The sequence below is a fragment of the Chryseomicrobium palamuruense genome (genome assembly GCF_042649045.1).
GTDB classification, from domain to species: Bacteria; Bacillota; Bacilli; order Bacillales_A; family Planococcaceae; genus Chryseomicrobium; species Chryseomicrobium palamuruense.
On the sequence record NZ_JBHSEF010000011.1, the window covers coordinates 110,142 to 127,138 of the forward strand.

Genomic DNA, 16,997 nt, shown 5'->3' on the forward strand with positions numbered 1-16,997 from the left:
AGGAGAAATTTAATGAAGAAAATCAGTTTACTTGGGGCCACGGGATCCATTGGTCAACAAACTTTAGATGTCATTCGTGCCCATTCTGACCAATTTCAACTGGTGGCTTTTTCTGTGGGACAAAATGTGGAGCAAGCGATTCATATTGCATCTGAATTTCACGTTCCACTTATATCTGTCGCAAATGAAAGCGATGTGCAAACAGTCAAGAACGCAGTTCCTGCTGCACAGGTATTAACTGGAGCAGAGGGTCTTGAGGCCGTTGCCTCGGAGTCTGGTGCAGATGTATTAGTCAATGCAGTTCTCGGAAGTGTAGGCTTGCAACCGACTTTAAAAGCCATCGAAAAAGGAATTCCGATCGCTATAGCAAACAAAGAGACACTTGTGACTGCAGGGCATCTTGTCATGGCTGCTGCTAAAAAGTACAATGTGCCAATACTACCTGTAGATAGCGAACATTCAGCTCTTTTCCAGGCGCTGAATGGTGAAAATCCAAAACAAATTAAAAAACTGGTTATCACTGCTTCTGGTGGGAGCTTCCGGGATAAGACGCGGAAGGAACTGGAAGGGGTTTCTGTAGAGGATGCTCTCAACCATCCGAACTGGTCTATGGGGAGTAAGATTACAATTGACTCGGCCACTATGATGAACAAGGGGCTAGAAGTCATCGAAGCCCATGTACTCTTTTCAATGCCTTATGATCGAATCGAAGTAGTCCTGCACAAAGAAAGTATTATTCACTCCATGATTGAATTCGTAGATACAAGTGTCATGGCACAACTAGGGACACCGGACATGCGTGTACCCATTCAATATGCCCTCACGTATCCAGACCGACTTCCGATGGGGAGTGGCAAATCACTCGACTTAACGGAGATAGGTAAACTTCATTTTGAGAAAATGGATTACGAAAGATATAAGGCGCTCGATCTAGCTATCCAAGCTGGAAAAGCTGGTGGAACTGCTACGACAGTTTTAAACGCAGCAAATGAAGCTGCAGTCGATTTATTCCTTAAAAAACAGATATCATTTCTAGCAATTGATGAGATGATTGAAAAAGCACTGGAACAACATTCCATCATTGCCACACCGTCACTTGAAGAGATACTTGCGACAGATAATGAAACAAGAAGATTTGTTCAAAACATGGTACACTAAGAGCACTGATTGAAATGAAGGTGGGGTAACTTGGAAACTGCAATTGCGTTTATATTAATTTTTGGTTCCATCGTTTTTTTCCATGAACTTGGTCACTTTATTTTTGCCAAACGCGCAGGAATCATGGTGCGGGAATTTGCGATTGGGATGGGGCCGAAATTGCTTGGCTACACTAAAGGTGAAACAGTGTACACGATTCGTCTATTGCCGATTGGTGGATATGTCCGGATGGCGGGCGAAGATCTTGATGCTATAGAATTGCAACCGGGGTACCGTGTAGGTGTTCGATTAAATGCACAAGACGAAGTTGATTATATTGTATTGAATCAAAAAAACTATCTTCCAGATATGCAGTTTATCGAAATCGAAAAAGCTGATTTAATGAATAAGATGTTTATTGAAGGCTATGATGAGAGCGAAACACACGTAAAGTATTCGATTTCTCGGAATGCCAAAGTAAATGAAGCAGGAAGGGAATCACTTATTGCCCCTTATGACCGTCAATTCCACTCAAAGACAGTGGGTCAACGTTCTCTAGCGATTTTTGCCGGACCTTTGTTTAACTTTATTCTCGCGTTTATTCTATTTACGGTCATTGCATTATTACGAGGTATTCCTGTTGATGAACCTGTGATAAGTACAGTAGTAAATAACACTCCTGCAGCAGAAGCAGCCTTACAACAAGGTGATCGTATTATAGCGATAGATGGTGAAGCAGTAGGGACATGGACTGAACTCGTAACAGTGATTCAACAGAGCCCGGATCAAGCGTTATCTTTTGAAATCGACCGTGACGGACAAACCGTGACGACAGAGATTACGCCAGACGGTATTCAAAGTGGTGAAGAAACGATTGGTCAAATCGGTGTACAAGCGCCATTTGAAAAATCTTTCTTTGGATCATTTGTATATGGAGCGACTCAAACATACGACTTCACAGTTTTAATTTTTACTTTGCTCGGAAACTTGTTGACGGGAAGCTTCTCCATTGATGATTTATCTGGACCCGTTGGCATTTATAAGGCTACTGAAACGGTGGCACAGTTTGGTATCTTCAACTTGTTGAACTGGACAGCCATGTTGAGTATCAATTTGGGAATCATGAATTTGCTTCCACTTCCTGCTCTAGACGGTGGTCGTCTCTTATTCTTCGGTTTTGAAGCCATACGTGGACGTCCGATTGACAAGCAACGAGAAGGAATGGTGCACTTTGTCGGTATCATGCTACTAATGGTACTGATGATTGTAGTCACCTGGAACGATATACAACGCTTTTTCTTCTAATACATGTCGGGAAAGTTCACTAGCTGAACTTTCCTTTCTTTTTCAATGAAAGGGGGAAGAAATGTGCAAACAGGCAAAATGAAGATGATGTTACTTTTGCAACAATTGGAGCTCGAAGAAGATACATATATCAAAGCATTTGAAACATACGAATTGGCTAAATTGACAGTCCATAAGAAACATCGCATCTGGGACTTTCAATTGAAAGGTGAACAACCGCTATCTGGAGATATCTTTCGTCAGTTTAAAAGACGGCTTAATGAACGATTTCAAGGCATTGCGGTCGTCGATTTTTCTGTTGAGTTAACCTCTCCTGCCGATGCTACAGAGTTTGTTCCTGCCTACTGGTTGGATGTGGTCGAATCGTTTCAAGAAATGAGTCCTCCACTGAAACAACTGCTTGCTTCACAAATTCCACATGTCGAAGGGCAACTGGTGAAAGTGAAATGCGCGCAAGAGCTAGAACTACGAACTTTACAAGGTAAATATTTTCCACTACTTGCGTCAGCCTATGAAAAAATCGGTCTTGGATCATTACGGTTTGATTGTATTATGGAAGAAAATACAGAAGCGCTCGCTGAACAGCAGCGGCAGTTTATGGAACAAAAACTTGCTGAAGAAGAAGCACTGAGCCGTAAAGCTCTTGAAGATCAACAGAAACGTGAGTCTTCTGCTGCACAACTAAGTGAGGCAGATGGTCCGTTCCAATTAGGTGTAGGAATCAAACCCGACGAAGTCACGACAGCAATCCGACGTATTCAAGATGAGGAACGTCGCCTTACGATAGAAGGATATGTATTTGATGTGGAAATTAAAGAACTTCGCAGTGGACGTTCATTATTGACTGCGAAAGTAACTGATTACACGGATTCTATTTTAGTGAAGATGTTCTCTCGTGATAAAGAAGATGTGCACATGATGAATCGTCTGAAGAAAGGGATGTGGATCCGTGCACGTGGTTCTGTCCAAAATGATACCTTTGTCCGCGATTTAATTATGATGGCTCAAGATATGGTAGAAGTAAGACCGTTCGTGAAACAAGATACCGCACCGGAAGGTCAAAAACGTGTGGAACTCCATATGCATTCCCCGATGAGTGCGATGGATGCTGTCACGCCAGTCGGAGAATTAATCAAGCAAGCTGCAAAATGGGGCCATCCTGCAGTCGCAATTACGGATCATGGAAATGTACAATCCTTCCCAGATGCATATGCTGCTGGAAAGGCGAACAATATTAAAGTAATTTATGGACTGGAAGCGAATCTGGTTCATGACGGGGTTCCGATTGCTTATGATCCTATTGATCAAACGCTTCCTGATGCGATGTATATTGTTTTTGACGTGGAGACAACGGGTTTATCCGCGACCTATGACAAAATCATTGAACTTGCGGCTGTTAAAATTCATGATGGCAACATCATCGATAAGTTTGAGCGATTCGTCAATCCTCACCAAACATTATCGGCAACCACCATCGAGCTGACGGGGATAACCGATGACATGGTTCGAGATGCACCGGAACTTTCTCAAGTGACTCGCGAATTCCATGAATTCATTGGGGATGCAATTGTCGTTGCGCATAATGCCTCATTCGATATGGGCTTTCTATATGAAGCGTATCGTCAGACGGGCATTGACAAGAATGATCATCCTGTCATCGATACATTGGAACTCGCACGATTCCTTCATCCGGAACTTAAGAATCATCGGTTAGGGACGCTAGCTAAGCGATTTAATATCGAGCTGACCCAAGCCCACCGAGCGATTTATGACTGCGAAGCGACCGGATATTTATTGATGCATCTGTTAAAAGAAGCAGAACAAAAAGGCATCCAAAATCACAATCAATTAAACGACTTTATTGGAGAAGGCGATGCTTATAAGAGAGGTCGCCCTTCTCACTGCACAATCCTTGCTGTGAATGATGAAGGGTTAAAGAATTTGTTCCATTTAGTCAGTATCTCTCATATCCATACATTTTACCGTGTACCGCGTATTACCCGTTCCACTCTGCAGAAGTATCGCAAAGGATTACTGGTTGGTTCCGGATGTGACAAAGGGGAAGTGTTTGAAGGGTTGATGCAAAAACCACTTGAACAAGTGGAACAAATCGCTAAATTCTATGACTATCTGGAAGTTCATCCGAAAGAGGTCTACCAGCATCTCATTGAACTGGAGCTTGTTCGAGATGAGTGGAACTTAGAAGATATCATTCGGAAAATGATAAAACTTGGAAAACGGATCAACAAACCAGTCGTTGCTACAGGAAATGTTCATTACCGGGAAGAAAACGATGCTATCTACCGAAAAATTTTAGTGAGTGGTATGGGTGGGGCGAATCCACTCAATCGTCATGAACTTCCAAACGTCCATTTCCGGACGACCAATGAAATGCTCGATGCATTTGAGTTTCTAGGAAAAGAAACCGCCTATGAAATTGTCGTGAAAAATTCGCAAGAGGTTGCGAATCGAATTGGAGACGTTAAGCCGATCAAAGATGATCTGTTTGCTCCTAAAATTGAAGGAGCCGACGAGGAAATTACGGAACTGACGTATACGCGTGCCCGTAAAATTTATGGTGAGGAACTGCCAGAGATTGTGACCGAACGTATTGAAAAAGAATTAACCTCTATCTTGGGCCACGGATTCGGAGTTATTTATTTGATTTCTCACAAACTCGTGAAAAAGTCTTTGGATGACGGGTATTTGGTTGGTTCACGGGGGTCGGTCGGCTCTTCACTCGTAGCGACACTGACGGATATCACAGAAGTGAATCCACTGCCTCCACATTATGTTTGTCCCTCATGTAAGCACGCGGAGTTCTTTCAGGATGGATCTGTTGGATCGGGATATGATTTGCCGAATAAAGATTGTCCGGAATGCGGGACTGCCTACCGAAAAGATGGGCAAGATATTCCCTTTGAAACGTTCCTTGGCTTTAAAGGAGATAAAGTTCCCGATATCGATTTGAACTTTAGTGGAGAATATCAACCAACGGCGCACAACTATACAAAAGAGCTGTTCGGTGAAGACAATGTGTTCCGAGCAGGTACGATTGGTACGGTTGCAGAAAAGACAGCGTATGGGTATGTTAAAGGCTACGCGAGTGATCACAACCTCATCATGCGCGGTGCAGAAACCGATCGTCTTGTGAAAGGCTGTACAGGAGTCAAGCGGTCGACAGGGCAGCACCCAGGGGGAATTATTGTTGTCCCAGATTATATGGACATCTACGATTTCTCGCCGATTCAGTTCCCTGCAGATGCACAAGATTCTAGTTGGAAGACAACGCATTTTGACTTCCATTCGATTCATGATAATTTGTTGAAACTTGATATTCTAGGTCACGATGATCCAACGGTGATCCGGATGTTGCAGGATTTATCTGGTATTGATCCAAAAACGATTCCAACAGACGACCCGGAAGTGATGAAAATCTTTAGTGGCACAGAATCACTTGGGGTGACAGAAGAACAAATCGATTGCAAGACAGGGACTCTCGGAATTCCGGAGTTTGGTACTCGGTTTGTTCGACAAATGCTTGAAGAGACAAAACCGTCAACCTTCTCTGAGCTGGTTCAGATTTCTGGGCTTTCTCATGGAACAGATGTATGGCTAGGGAATGCTCAGGAGTTAATCCAAGCAGGAACGTGCCAACTGAGTGACGTTATCGGTTGTCGAGATGACATCATGGTGTATCTTATCTATCAAGGCTTAGAGCCGTCACTCGCCTTTAAAATTATGGAATCCGTTCGTAAAGGAAAAGGGTTAACACCTGAGTTCGAAGAAGAAATGAAGAAGAACAGTGTTCCGGGTTGGTATATTGAATCATGTAAAAAGATCAAGTATATGTTCCCGAAAGCACACGCGTCTGCTTATGTACTGATGGCCGTGCGTATTGCTTACTTCAAAGTCCATTTCCCGATCCTTTATTATGCAGCATACTTTACTGTCCGCGCATCAGATTTTGATTTACAAGCCATGATCAATGGGTCCCAAACAATCCGGGCGAAATTGAATGAAATCAATGCGAAGGGACTGGATGCGAGTCCGAAAGAGAAAAGCTTGTTGACCGTTCTGGAAATCTCACTTGAAATGTCGGAACGTGGGATTCGTATGCAGAAGGTGGATCTCTACAAATCGAAGGCCACTGAATTTGTAATTGAAGGCAATACATTAATTCCGCCATTTAACGCAGTTCCGGGTCTTGGTACAAACGTTGCGTTGCAGATAGTGAAAGCGAGAGAGAACGGAGAGTTCTTATCGAAAGAAGATTTAAAGCAGCGAGGTAAGGTCTCACAAACCATTATTGATTATCTCGATTCATTAGGATGCTTAGAAGGAATGCCGGACGCCAATCAATTGTCACTATTTTAGCTACAATTTGCGTCTTACCTCGAGATATGGTATACTAATGATACGAATGTTGTATAACTTTTGCGCAAAGAGTGGGATTTCCCGCTCTTTTCTGTTGTTTAAGGCCAAAAGTGAGGAGGAAATTATGCAAGATATCGTCAAACAAATCGAAGAGATGGTTACACCCATTGTACAAGAAATGAATTTAGAACTCGTAGATGTTGAGTACGTAAAAGAAGGTCGAGACTGGTTCCTTCGCATTTATGTAGATGTCCCAGGTGGTGGTATTGATATCGAGCAATGTGCACGTGTAAGCGAGCGTGTCAGTGAAATGCTCGATGCTAAAGATCCAATTAAGGAGAACTACTTCCTAGAAGTCTCTTCTCCTGGGGCAGAACGCCCACTTAAAAAAGAAGAAGATTACATTCAAGCTGTAGGCTCTCATGTATTCATCAAAACTTACGAACCATTAGATGGTCGTAAAGAATTTGAAGGAACCTTAACTTCGTATTCAAAAGAAGAAGGCCTGACTGTGGAATACCGAGTGAAAACGAGAAAGTTGAAAATTGTGATTCCTGTAGAAAAGGTTGCGCTTGCGCGTCTTGCGATTGATTTTTCAGCATAATTGTTAATAAGGAGTGAACACTGTGAGCAGTGAACTATTAGATGCGTTAACCGCACTGGAACAACAAAAAGGTATTAAACGGGATGTTTTAATCGAAGCTATTGAAGCGGCACTTGTCACTGCCTATAAGCGTAATTTCAACCAAGCACAAAATGTTCGTGTCGACATTAACTTGGAGACAGGTTCTATGATTGTCTACTCTCGTAAAGATGTAGTGGAGGAAGTGGAAGATGAGCGTTTGCAAGTATCTTTGGAAGACGCGCATCAAATCAATCCTCACTATCAAGTGGGTGACGTGATTGAAGAAGAGGTCACGCCTCGCAATTTCGGTCGTATTGCTGCTCAAACAGCGAAACAAGTGGTTACACAGCGTGTTCGCGAAGCAGAACGTGGGTTAATCTACGAAGAGTATGTAGACCGTGAAGAAGATATCGTCAATGGCATTGTCGAGCGATTAGATGCTCGTAATATTTATGTGGGTCTAGGGAAAGTCGAAGCAGTTCTTCCTGCAAACGAACAAATTCCTTCTGAGACTTACCGTCCACACGATCGTATCAAAGTATTTATCACGAAAGTGGAGCGTACGACAAGAGGACCACAAGTGTTTGTCTCTCGCACACACCCTGGACTTCTCCGTCGTTTGTTTGAGATGGAAGTTCCGGAAATCTATGATGGAACAGTTGAAATCAAATCAATTGCTCGTGAAGCAGGCGATCGTTCGAAAATCTCAGTTGTTGCACATCATGAAGATGTCGATCCAGTCGGTTCATGTGTAGGAGCAAAAGGTGCCCGTGTACAGACCATCGTGAATGAACTTGGTGGCGAAAAAATTGATATCGTTGAGTGGTCTGAAGACCCAGTTCAATTTGTCGCGAACGCACTTAGTCCGTCACAAGTATTGGATGTTCAAGTGAACGATGATGATAAATCAACAACAGTTGTTGTCCCAGATTTCCAACTTTCACTAGCCATCGGGAAGCGTGGTCAAAATGCACGTCTTGCTGCTAAACTGACAGGTTGGAAAATTGATATCAAGAGCGAAACAGATGCACGCGAAATGGGTATTTATCCACGTGCGTATGATGAATCACAAGATGACGAAGATTTCGTGGATTTTGAAGAAGCGGAAGACTTCGATTTCTATAAAGATTAAGTAAAGAAGGTGTCTGCACATGGCAACTCAAAAAAAAATCCCTATGCGGAAATGCGTAGCAACCAACGAGATGTTTCCAAAGAAAGAAATGATTCGTGTGGTACGTTCCAAAGAAGGGGAAGTATCTGTAGACCCGTCTGGTAAAAAATCTGGCCGAGGAGCGTATCTATCAAAAACTCGCGAAGCTGTAGAAGCTGCGAAAAAGAAAAACTCTCTCGGAATGCAATTAGAAACGACCATTCCTGAGTCAGTTTATGAAGAGCTAATCGTGTTTATTGAGCGTGAAAAACTCAAATGACACTCGAACAGCAAATCATCAATTTATTGGGATTAGCCACACGTGCACGAAAAACAGTTTCTGGTGAGGAACTTGTCATCAGAGAGGTTAGAAGACAACAAGCCAAGTTCGTCATATTAGCGAATGATGCATCCGCTAATACGGAAAAGAAAGTAAGAGACAAGTGTGCATCGTTTCACGTTGATTTAGGTGTCTTTGGAGATCGATACGAATTGGGCCATGCAACTGGCAAAGAAGCACGTGTTGTCATTGCAATTATGGATCATGGTTTTGCGAAAAAATTAGCATCACTAATCAACGAATATAACCGGAGGTGAGCGAATGACGAAAATCAGAGTTCATGAATACGCCAAAAAGGTAAATAAATCAAGCAAAGATGTCATTACAGAGCTTGAAAAATTAAATGTTAAAGTAACGAATCACATGTCGACTATTGAGTCAGATACAGTGTCGAAATTAGATGCGAAGTTTAATGGTGGAGCAAAACCTGCAAATACAACATCTTCTCAACGACCACAAAATAACGAGAACCGTCCACAAGGCGGTCAAGGTCAAAACCGACCACAAGGGGCACAAGGTCAGAACCGTCCACAAGGCGGTCAAGGTCAAAACCGACCACAAGGGGCACAAGGTCAGAACCGTCCACAAGGCGGACAAGGCCAGAACCGTCCACAAGGCGGTCAAGGCCAGAACCGTCCACAAGGTGGACAAGGTCAGAACCGTCCACAAGGTGGTCAAGGTCAGAACCGTCCACAAGGTGGTCAAGGTCAGAACCGTCCACAAGGTGGTCAAGGTCAAAACCGACCACAAGGGGCACAAGGTCAGAACCGTCCACAAGGCGGTCAAGGTCAAAACCGACCACAAGGGGCACAAGGTCAGAACCGTCCACAAGGCGGTCAAGGCCAGAACCGTCCACAAAGCGGACAAGGTCAGAACCGTCCACAAGGCGGTCAAAATACAGGTTCTTCACAACAGCGTCCAGCTGGTCAAGGTCAAAACCGCGGACCTGCACAAGGTGGCCGTCCAGGCGGGAACCGTGGTGGATTCCAAGGGCGTCCGGGTGGAAATCGTCCACACCGACGCAAGAAAAATTCAACCCCAGTTCAACCACCCGTACCACGTAAAGAGCGCGAATTACCAACAAAAATTACGTTCACTGAGTCTTTGTCAGTTCAGGAACTATCAAAAAAATTAGGTAGAGAACCAGCAGAACTCATCAAAAAATTATTCATGCTGGGAATCATGGCAAATATTAACCAAGAGCTAGATAAAGATACAATTGAACTGATCTGTGCAGACTATGGTGTTGAAGTAGAAGAAGAAATCAAAGTAGATATCACGGACCTTGAAGTGCACTTTGAAAACGAAGAAGAAAATGAAGCGGACTTGAAAGAACGTCCACCAGTTGTGACGATCATGGGTCACGTTGACCACGGGAAAACGACGCTTCTTGATTCCATTCGTAACTCAAAAGTTACTTCAGGCGAAGCCGGCGGTATCACCCAGCATATCGGTGCATACCAAGTTACGGATGAGAATGGTAAGAAAATCACATTCTTAGATACACCAGGTCACGCTGCGTTTACAACGATGCGTGCACGTGGAGCGAAGGTGACAGACTTAACGATTCTTGTTGTTGCTGCAGATGATGGAGTCATGCCACAAACGGTAGAAGCTATCAACCACGCAAAAGCGGCTGAAGTGCCAATCATTGTAGCTGTCAATAAGATGGATAAACCATCTTCGAATCCGGACCGCGTCATGCAAGAATTAACAGAGCATGGTTTAGTTCCTGAGGCGTGGGGTGGCGATACCATTTTCGTACCGATTTCAGCATTGAAAGGAGACGGAATTGATACGTTACTTGAAATGGTTCTTCTCGTCTCTGAAGTAGCCGAACTTAAAGCAAATGCGAAACGTAAAGCAATCGGTACAGTAATTGAAGCTCAACTTGATAAAGGTCGCGGCTCTGTCGCAACGCTTCTTGTACAAGATGGAACACTTCGCGTTGGAGATCCGATTGTCGTAGGACATGCTTACGGTCGAGTGCGTGCGATGGTGAATGAGACGGGTCGTCGTTTAAAAGAAGCCGGTCCATCCACTCCAGTTGAAATCACAGGTCTTAATGAAGTACCACTTGCTGGAGATCGTTTTGTTGTCTTTGAAGATGAAAAAACAGCTCGTCAAGTCGGTGAATCCCGTGCATCAACGGCGATTCAAGAACAGCGTTCTGAAAAAACTCGAGTGACTCTTGATAATTTGTTTGATCAAATGAAACAAGGGGAAATGAAGGAACTAAATCTAATCGTAAAAGCCGATGTTCAAGGGACAGTGGAAGCTATGGCTGCCGCTCTTATGAAAATCGAGGTGGAAGGCGTAAACGTGCGTATCATTCACACAGGCGCTGGAGCGATTACAGAATCAGATATTTCTCTTGCTGCTGCTTCGAATGCAATCGTTATCGGATTTAATGTACGTCCAGATACGAATGCAAAACGTGCAGCAGATGAGGAAGGCGTAGATATTCGTCTACACCGAATAATCTATAAAGTAATCGAAGAAATTGAATTCGCTATGAAAGGTCTTCTTGACCCTGAATTTGAAGAGAAGATTATCGGCCAAGCGGAAGTTCGCGAAACATTTAAAGTGTCAAAAGTTGGAACCATTGCTGGTTCATATGTAACGGAAGGTAAAATTACACGCGATAGTGGTGTACGTGTCATCCGTGACGGCATCGTCATTTTTGAAGGTGAGCTTGATACATTAAAACGCTTTAAAGACGATGCGAAAGAAGTTGCACGTGGATATGAGTGTGGAATCACGATCAAAGGATTCAATGATGTGAAAGAAGCTGATATCATCGAAGCATATATCATGGAAGAAATTAAGCGCTAATGATTCTTTACCTCGAGTGTGAATTTATCTTGCCAAATGTACACACGCTAAAAGAAAAACGTGCTGTACTCCAGCGAATGATTAAACGCACGAGACAAAAGTTCAATGTCTCTGTCGGAGAACTGGATTATCAAGATCTGTGGCAGCGAACCTTGATAGGTGTCGCTATCGTTTCTTCCGACAAACGACACAGTGAACGTGAATTACGCATGGTCCTAAACTTTCTTGAATCCAATTCAGAATGGGAATGCCTAACGTACCAGATAGACGAACGATAGGTGAGGTGAGACGATGGCAATGAGAGCAAACCGAGTGGCTGAACAAATGAAGAAAGAAATCGCGGATATCTTAAAACGCAAAGTAAAAGATCCACGAGTCGAGTTTGTTACAGTTACAGACGTAGAAGTAACAGGTGACTTGCAACAAGCAACGGTTTATGTGACCGTGCTAGAACAACAAGTAAAACAAGAAGAAGCGCTTAAAGGGTTAGATAAAGCAAAGGGAATCATTCGTTCTGAAGTAGGAACACGTATTCGTTTGCGTAAAACTCCTGAGCTTTCTTTCCAAATTGATGAGTCAATTGCATATGGAAATCATATTGATGACCTTTTACGTCAATTAAAAAGTAATAACTAATGGAAAGCCTGCCTCATAAGAGGCAGGCTTTTTCTTATGAGAGGAGTGGGAACGTGGAGTCATTCGAAGGGATTTTACCACTATGGAAAGAAACCGGCATGACAAGTCATGATTGCATCTTTAAGCTAAGAAAAATCTTAAAAATGAAACGAATTGGTCACACCGGTACACTGGATCCAGATGTCGAAGGGGTTCTACCTATCTGCCTAGGCCAAGCAACGAAAGTAGCTGAATATGTGATGTCGCAAGGAAAAGAGTACCGCGCCGTTGTTTCACTAGGAACCGCCACCACAACGGAAGATGCATCTGGTGAAATAATTGATACGGCTAATGAGTCATTAACTCTTCAACGTGAGCAGTTGGCGGATGTTCTTGCTGAGCTAACTGGCACTATCATACAAACACCACCCATGTATTCTGCGGTCAAAGTTAACGGACGTAGGCTGTATGAATACGCGCGTGAAGGAAAAGTGATTGATCGTCCCTCTCGAGAAGTGACGATTCATCGTTTAGATTTGCTTTCACCCGAACAAGAATGGCAAGGAAAATCGATTGAATTTGAGATTGAAGTGGCTTGTAGTAAGGGGACTTATATACGAACGTTAGCTGTTCAAATTGGCGAAAAATTAGGTGTCCCTGCTCATATGAAGAAGTTAGTTCGCACAGAAGCCGGTGGATTTCATTCAAAAGAAGCATTTACACTTGCAGAAGTGGAACAACTGGTTCAATCAAATAAGTTTCAGTCAATTGTACAACCTATTGAACGGGCATTAACGGAATGGCCATATTATGAAATTCCACAGTCGCTTGAAAAAGGATTTGCCAATGGACAAACACTTCCTGCACACACAGACCTTGACGTTCATGATAAGATTGTCGTAGGAAAACAGGGGATTGCTCATGCCGTCTACATCAATCATCCTGAAAAGGAAGGCTACATGAAACCTGAAAAAATGTTTATACGTCCGGAGTTGGAACAATCATGAAGGTACACGATATCCAATACCCTACGCAGATGCCATCGCACTGTGATCAAGGTTATTCACTTGCCATCGGTTTTTTTGATGGACTACATAGAGGACATCAACAGTTAATACAAGAAGCCGTGTCACAAGCAAAACGATCAAAAACACGTGCTGCTGTGATGACTTTTGATCCACACCCATCCGTTGTATTGAGTGGGAAGAAAACAGACATTCATTACATTACGCCTTTGAAACAGAAGCTAGAATTGTTACGTGATATGGATGTAGATGATGTTTTTGTTGTTCGGTTCACCTCTGATTTTGCTCGTCTATCACCAGAAACATTTATGGATGAGTTTATCTTAAAGCTTAATGTACATCACGTTATAGCAGGATTTGATTTTTCATTCGGGGCATTTGGGAAAGGTGATATGGAACACATGACATCTTATCTTGCCGGCCAAGTTCAGGTGATGACAATCCCAAAATTCACACTTGAAGAAGACAAAGTTAGTTCGACCCGAATACGCAAAGAGTTGACAGAGGGCAATGTAGATAACGTGCGTGATCTACTCGGAAGACCTTTTCAGCTAGATGGAATTGTCGTGCACGGTGATAAACGGGGAAGAACGATTCAATTTCCAACGGCCAATATTGCAACAGATGAAGAGCAGTATATTCCAGCAAATGGTGTGTATGCTGTGCGGATGTTTGTCCAAAATAAATGGGTAGACGGAGTTTGCAATGTGGGCTATAAACCGACCGTTCAAGACATCAAGAAACTATCGATTGAAGTCCATTTGTTTGATTTTGATCATGATATTTACGGTGAACAAGTTCGGGTATTATGGTATGCGCCCATCCGCAAAGAACAGAAGTTTCCGTCACTCGACGCTTTAAAACAACAAATTCAACGCGATAAAGAACAAGCGATTGCCTTGTTAGGAAGTCTCTCCTTGCCGGAAAGACCCTAATCTGCTATACTAATTTAGTACGTCTTGTACTTAACCTTATCTTGGCTTTTCGATTCTCCAACGATTGCTCAGGTACAGGGGATATTTAACTATTAGGAGGAAACCAACATGGCAATTACAAGAGAACGCAAAAATGAACTGATCAATGAGTACCGCACTCACGAAAGTGATACGGGTTCACCAGAAATCCAAATTGCTATCTTAACTGAAGAGATCAACTCTTTAAACGAGCACTTACGTACTCACAAAAAAGATCACCACTCACGTCGCGGTCTTTTCAAAATGGTAGGACGTCGTCGTAACCTTTTGAAATACCTTCGTGAAACAGAAGTTCAACGTTACCGTGAATTGATTGCAAAATTAGGCTTACGCCGCTAATTTTAATAGTCACTTACAAAAACTCAACTTGTCATCTGGCGAGTTGAGTTTTTCTACGAATAGAAAGTTCTTCTCATGTAGCTGTATAGTTTGATACACTACAAGAGGGTACATATAAAGGATCTGGATGTTGAGAGGAGAACAAATTAATGACCGAAAAGAAAACGTATACGTATGAATGGGCTGGCCGTCCGTTAACAATTGAAGTAGGCCAATTAGCAAAACAAGCAAATGGAGCAGTTTTAGTTCGTTATGGGGATACTACGGTGTTATCTACAGCGACGGCTTCTAAACAACCGAAGAACCTTGACTTCTTCCCATTAACAGTGAACTATGAAGAAAAGCTTTATGCAGTAGGTAAAATTCCGGGTGGATTCATCAAGCGAGAAGGACGTCCGTCTGAAAAAGCGATTCTAACGAGTCGTTTGATTGACCGTCCAATTCGTCCGTTATTTGCGGATGGATTCCGTAACGAAGTTCAAGTGATTTCGATTGTTATGTCCGTGGACCAAAACTGTTCATCTGAAATGGCGGCAATGGTTGGTTCTTCTCTAGCTCTTTCTGTTTCTGATATCCCATTTGAAGGGCCGATCGCTGGTGTTCAAGTAGGGTATGTAGATGGAGAGTTTATCATCAACCCGACAACGGAGCAAATGGAAAATTCATTAATGGATCTAGTCGTTGCAGGAACAAAAGATGCAATCAACATGGTAGAAGCGGGAGCAAAAGAAGTTTCAGAGGAAATCATGTTAGAAGCGATCATGTGTGGTCACGATGAAATCAAAAAATTAATTGCTTTCCAAGAAGAGATTGTGGCTGAAATTGGGAAGCCAAAAACAGAAGTTACTCTCTACCAATTGGATGAGATGATAGTGTCTCAAGTTCGCGCAATGGCAGAGGCAGATGTGAATACTGCTGTACTTGTTGCAGAAAAACATGCGCGCGATGAAGCGATCAATGAAGTTCGTACACGTGTGATTGAGACATTCGAAGCGCAAGAAGCAAATGACGATACACTAAAACAAGTTCGTCAAACAGTCGATATGCTCGTTAAAGAAGAAGTACGTCGCTTAATTACAGAAGAAAAAATCCGTCCAGATGGCCGTAAACAAGACGAAATCCGTCCATTATCTTCTGAAGTGGGCATTCTTCCACGTACGCATGGTTCTGGTCTGTTTACACGTGGGCAAACACAAGCGTTAAGTATTTGTACACTTGGCCCTCTCGGAGACGTCCAAATCATCGATGGTCTAGGTGTGGAAGAATCAAAACGTTTCATGCATCACTATAACTTCCCGTTATTTAGTGTCGGTGAAACTGGACCGATTCGTGCGCCAGGTCGTCGTGAAATTGGTCACGGGGCTCTTGGTGAACGCGCTCTTGAAGCCGTCATTCCAGATGAAGAAACATTCCCATATACCATGCGTTTAGTTTCTGAGGTTCTTGAGTCCAACGGCTCGACTTCTCAGGCAAGTATTTGTGCATCGACGCTTGCGATGATGGATGCAGGGGTACCAATCAAAGCGCCAGTTGCTGGTATTGCAATGGGACTTATCAAAAAAGGTGAACACTATACAGTACTAACTGACATTCAAGGAATGGAAGATCATCTTGGAGATATGGACTTTAAAGTGGCAGGTACTGCCGAAGGGGTAACAGCCCTTCAAATGGATATTAAAATTGACGGACTTTCCCGTGAAATCTTACAAGAAGCGCTTGAACAAGCCAAGAGTGGACGTATGCAGATTTTAGAAAGTATGCTTGCAACACTACCGGCGTCTCGTGAAAAATTATCTGCGTATGCTCCTAAAATTGATGTCATCAAAATTAATCCGGACAAGATCCGCGATGTCATTGGACCTGGCGGTAAAGTCATTAACAAGATTATTGATGAAACTGGTGTAAAAATTGATACAGAACAAGATGGGACAATTTATATCGCATCGTCTGATGAAGAAATGATTGCAAAAGCACGTAAGATGATCGAAGACATCGTCCGCGTAGCAGTCGTCGGTGAGTACTACATGGGGAAAGTGAGACGCATTGAAAAATTCGGTGCTTTCTTAGAAATCTTCTCAGGTAAAGACGGCTTGTTGCACATTTCAGAGATTCAAGAAGAACGTACAAAGAACGTAGAAGACGTGTTGAAAATGGGAGACGAGCTACTCGTGAAAGTTATTGAAATCGACAATCAAGGTCGCGTCAATCTATCCCGTAAAATCGTCTTGAAAGAAGAAAAAGAACGCGCAGAACAACAATAAGTCCCAGCTGCATG

At 43.0% G+C, this 16,997-nt stretch carries 14 protein-coding genes; all 14 read left to right on the top strand.

Annotated features, from left to right (window positions below; genetic code table 11):
• The first annotated feature begins 12 nt into the window (after positions 1 to 12).
• The 14 genes from dxr to pnp all read left to right on the top strand — a co-directional run bounded on the left by dxr (position 13) and on the right by pnp (position 16,983).
• Positions 13 to 1,158: a 1-deoxy-D-xylulose-5-phosphate reductoisomerase gene (gene dxr / locus ACFO0S_RS05095; protein ID WP_378140732.1), complete on the top strand. Its 1,146-nt coding sequence runs from the start codon at positions 13 to 15 to the stop codon at positions 1,156 to 1,158.
• 30 nt (positions 1,159 to 1,188) lie between these two features.
• Positions 1,189 to 2,442, top strand: a complete 1,254-nt coding sequence (gene rseP / locus ACFO0S_RS05100) for an RIP metalloprotease RseP (RefSeq protein ID WP_378140733.1) — start codon at positions 1,189 to 1,191, stop codon at positions 2,440 to 2,442.
• 45 nt (positions 2,443 to 2,487) lie between these two features.
• Entirely contained in the window at positions 2,488 to 6,819 is a 4,332-nt protein-coding gene (locus ACFO0S_RS05105) for a PolC-type DNA polymerase III (RefSeq protein WP_378140734.1), read from the top strand.
• Positions 6,820 to 6,943: 124 nt separating this feature from the next.
• The gene (gene rimP, locus ACFO0S_RS05110) at positions 6,944 to 7,423 is read left to right on the top strand and encodes a ribosome maturation factor RimP (RefSeq protein WP_378140735.1); all 480 of its coding nucleotides are present in this window, start codon (positions 6,944 to 6,946) and stop codon (positions 7,421 to 7,423) included.
• 22 nt (positions 7,424 to 7,445) lie between these two features.
• Complete coding sequence (nusA, locus tag ACFO0S_RS05115; RefSeq protein WP_378140736.1) at positions 7,446 to 8,576, top strand: transcription termination factor NusA; 1,131 nt, start codon at positions 7,446 to 7,448, stop codon at positions 8,574 to 8,576.
• Between the two features lie 19 nt (positions 8,577 to 8,595).
• Positions 8,596 to 8,874 carry an RNase P modulator RnpM gene (gene rnpM / locus ACFO0S_RS05120; protein ID WP_378140737.1) on the top strand — a complete coding sequence of 93 codons (279 nt, stop codon included), beginning with the start codon at positions 8,596 to 8,598 and terminating at the stop codon, positions 8,872 to 8,874.
• A complete protein-coding gene (locus tag ACFO0S_RS05125; protein ID WP_378140738.1) occupies positions 8,871 to 9,191 on the top strand; it encodes a YlxQ family RNA-binding protein in 321 nt (106 codons plus the stop codon). The genes rnpM and ACFO0S_RS05125 overlap by 4 nt, the downstream gene beginning before the upstream one ends.
• Before the next feature lie 4 nt (positions 9,192 to 9,195).
• Positions 9,196 to 11,769, top strand: a complete 2,574-nt coding sequence (gene infB, locus ACFO0S_RS05130; protein WP_378140739.1) for a translation initiation factor IF-2 — start codon at positions 9,196 to 9,198, stop codon at positions 11,767 to 11,769.
• A complete protein-coding gene (locus ACFO0S_RS05135; protein WP_378140740.1) occupies positions 11,769 to 12,047 on the top strand; it encodes a DUF503 domain-containing protein in 279 nt (92 codons plus the stop codon). The genes infB and ACFO0S_RS05135 overlap by 1 nt, the downstream gene beginning before the upstream one ends.
• Before the next feature lie 13 nt (positions 12,048 to 12,060).
• Positions 12,061 to 12,405, top strand: a complete 345-nt coding sequence (gene rbfA, locus ACFO0S_RS05140; protein WP_378140741.1) for a 30S ribosome-binding factor RbfA — start codon at positions 12,061 to 12,063, stop codon at positions 12,403 to 12,405.
• 53 nt (positions 12,406 to 12,458) lie between these two features.
• Positions 12,459 to 13,391: a tRNA pseudouridine(55) synthase TruB gene (gene truB, locus ACFO0S_RS05145; protein WP_378140742.1), complete on the top strand. Its 933-nt coding sequence runs from the start codon at positions 12,459 to 12,461 to the stop codon at positions 13,389 to 13,391.
• Complete coding sequence (gene ribF, locus ACFO0S_RS05150; protein ID WP_378140743.1) at positions 13,388 to 14,344, top strand: riboflavin biosynthesis protein RibF; 957 nt, start codon at positions 13,388 to 13,390, stop codon at positions 14,342 to 14,344. The genes truB and ribF overlap by 4 nt, the downstream gene beginning before the upstream one ends.
• A 108-nt stretch (positions 14,345 to 14,452) precedes the next feature.
• Entirely contained in the window at positions 14,453 to 14,722 is a 270-nt protein-coding gene (gene rpsO, locus ACFO0S_RS05155; RefSeq protein ID WP_378140744.1) for a 30S ribosomal protein S15, read from the top strand.
• 149 nt (positions 14,723 to 14,871) lie between these two features.
• On the top strand, positions 14,872 to 16,983 hold the full coding sequence (gene pnp / locus ACFO0S_RS05160; protein ID WP_378140745.1) for a polyribonucleotide nucleotidyltransferase: 2,112 nt from the start codon (positions 14,872 to 14,874) through the stop codon (positions 16,981 to 16,983).
• Positions 16,984 to 16,997: the final 14 nt, after the last annotated feature.

Bases quoted from the DNA above. Each gene is read 5' to 3' on its own strand.
- rnpM (WP_378140737.1), top strand. From the start codon at position 8,596: ATGGCAACTCAAAAAAAAATCCCTATGCGGAAATGCGTAGCAACCAAC.
- infB (WP_378140739.1), top strand. From the start codon at position 9,196: ATGACGAAAATCAGAGTTCATGAATACGCCAAAAAGGTAAATAAATCA.
- rbfA (WP_378140741.1), top strand. From the start codon at position 12,061: ATGGCAATGAGAGCAAACCGAGTGGCTGAACAAATGAAGAAAGAAATC.
- ACFO0S_RS05125 (WP_378140738.1), top strand. From the start codon at position 8,871: ATGACACTCGAACAGCAAATCATCAATTTATTGGGATTAGCCACACGT.
- pnp (WP_378140745.1), top strand. From the start codon at position 14,872: ATGACCGAAAAGAAAACGTATACGTATGAATGGGCTGGCCGTCCGTTA.
- rimP (WP_378140735.1), top strand. From the start codon at position 6,944: ATGCAAGATATCGTCAAACAAATCGAAGAGATGGTTACACCCATTGTA.
- ACFO0S_RS05105 (WP_378140734.1), top strand. From the start codon at position 2,488: ATGAAAGGGGGAAGAAATGTGCAAACAGGCAAAATGAAGATGATGTTA.
- ribF (WP_378140743.1), top strand. From the start codon at position 13,388: ATGAAGGTACACGATATCCAATACCCTACGCAGATGCCATCGCACTGT.
- dxr (WP_378140732.1), top strand. From the start codon at position 13: ATGAAGAAAATCAGTTTACTTGGGGCCACGGGATCCATTGGTCAACAA.
- rpsO (WP_378140744.1), top strand. From the start codon at position 14,453: ATGGCAATTACAAGAGAACGCAAAAATGAACTGATCAATGAGTACCGC.
- ACFO0S_RS05135 (WP_378140740.1), top strand. From the start codon at position 11,769: ATGATTCTTTACCTCGAGTGTGAATTTATCTTGCCAAATGTACACACG.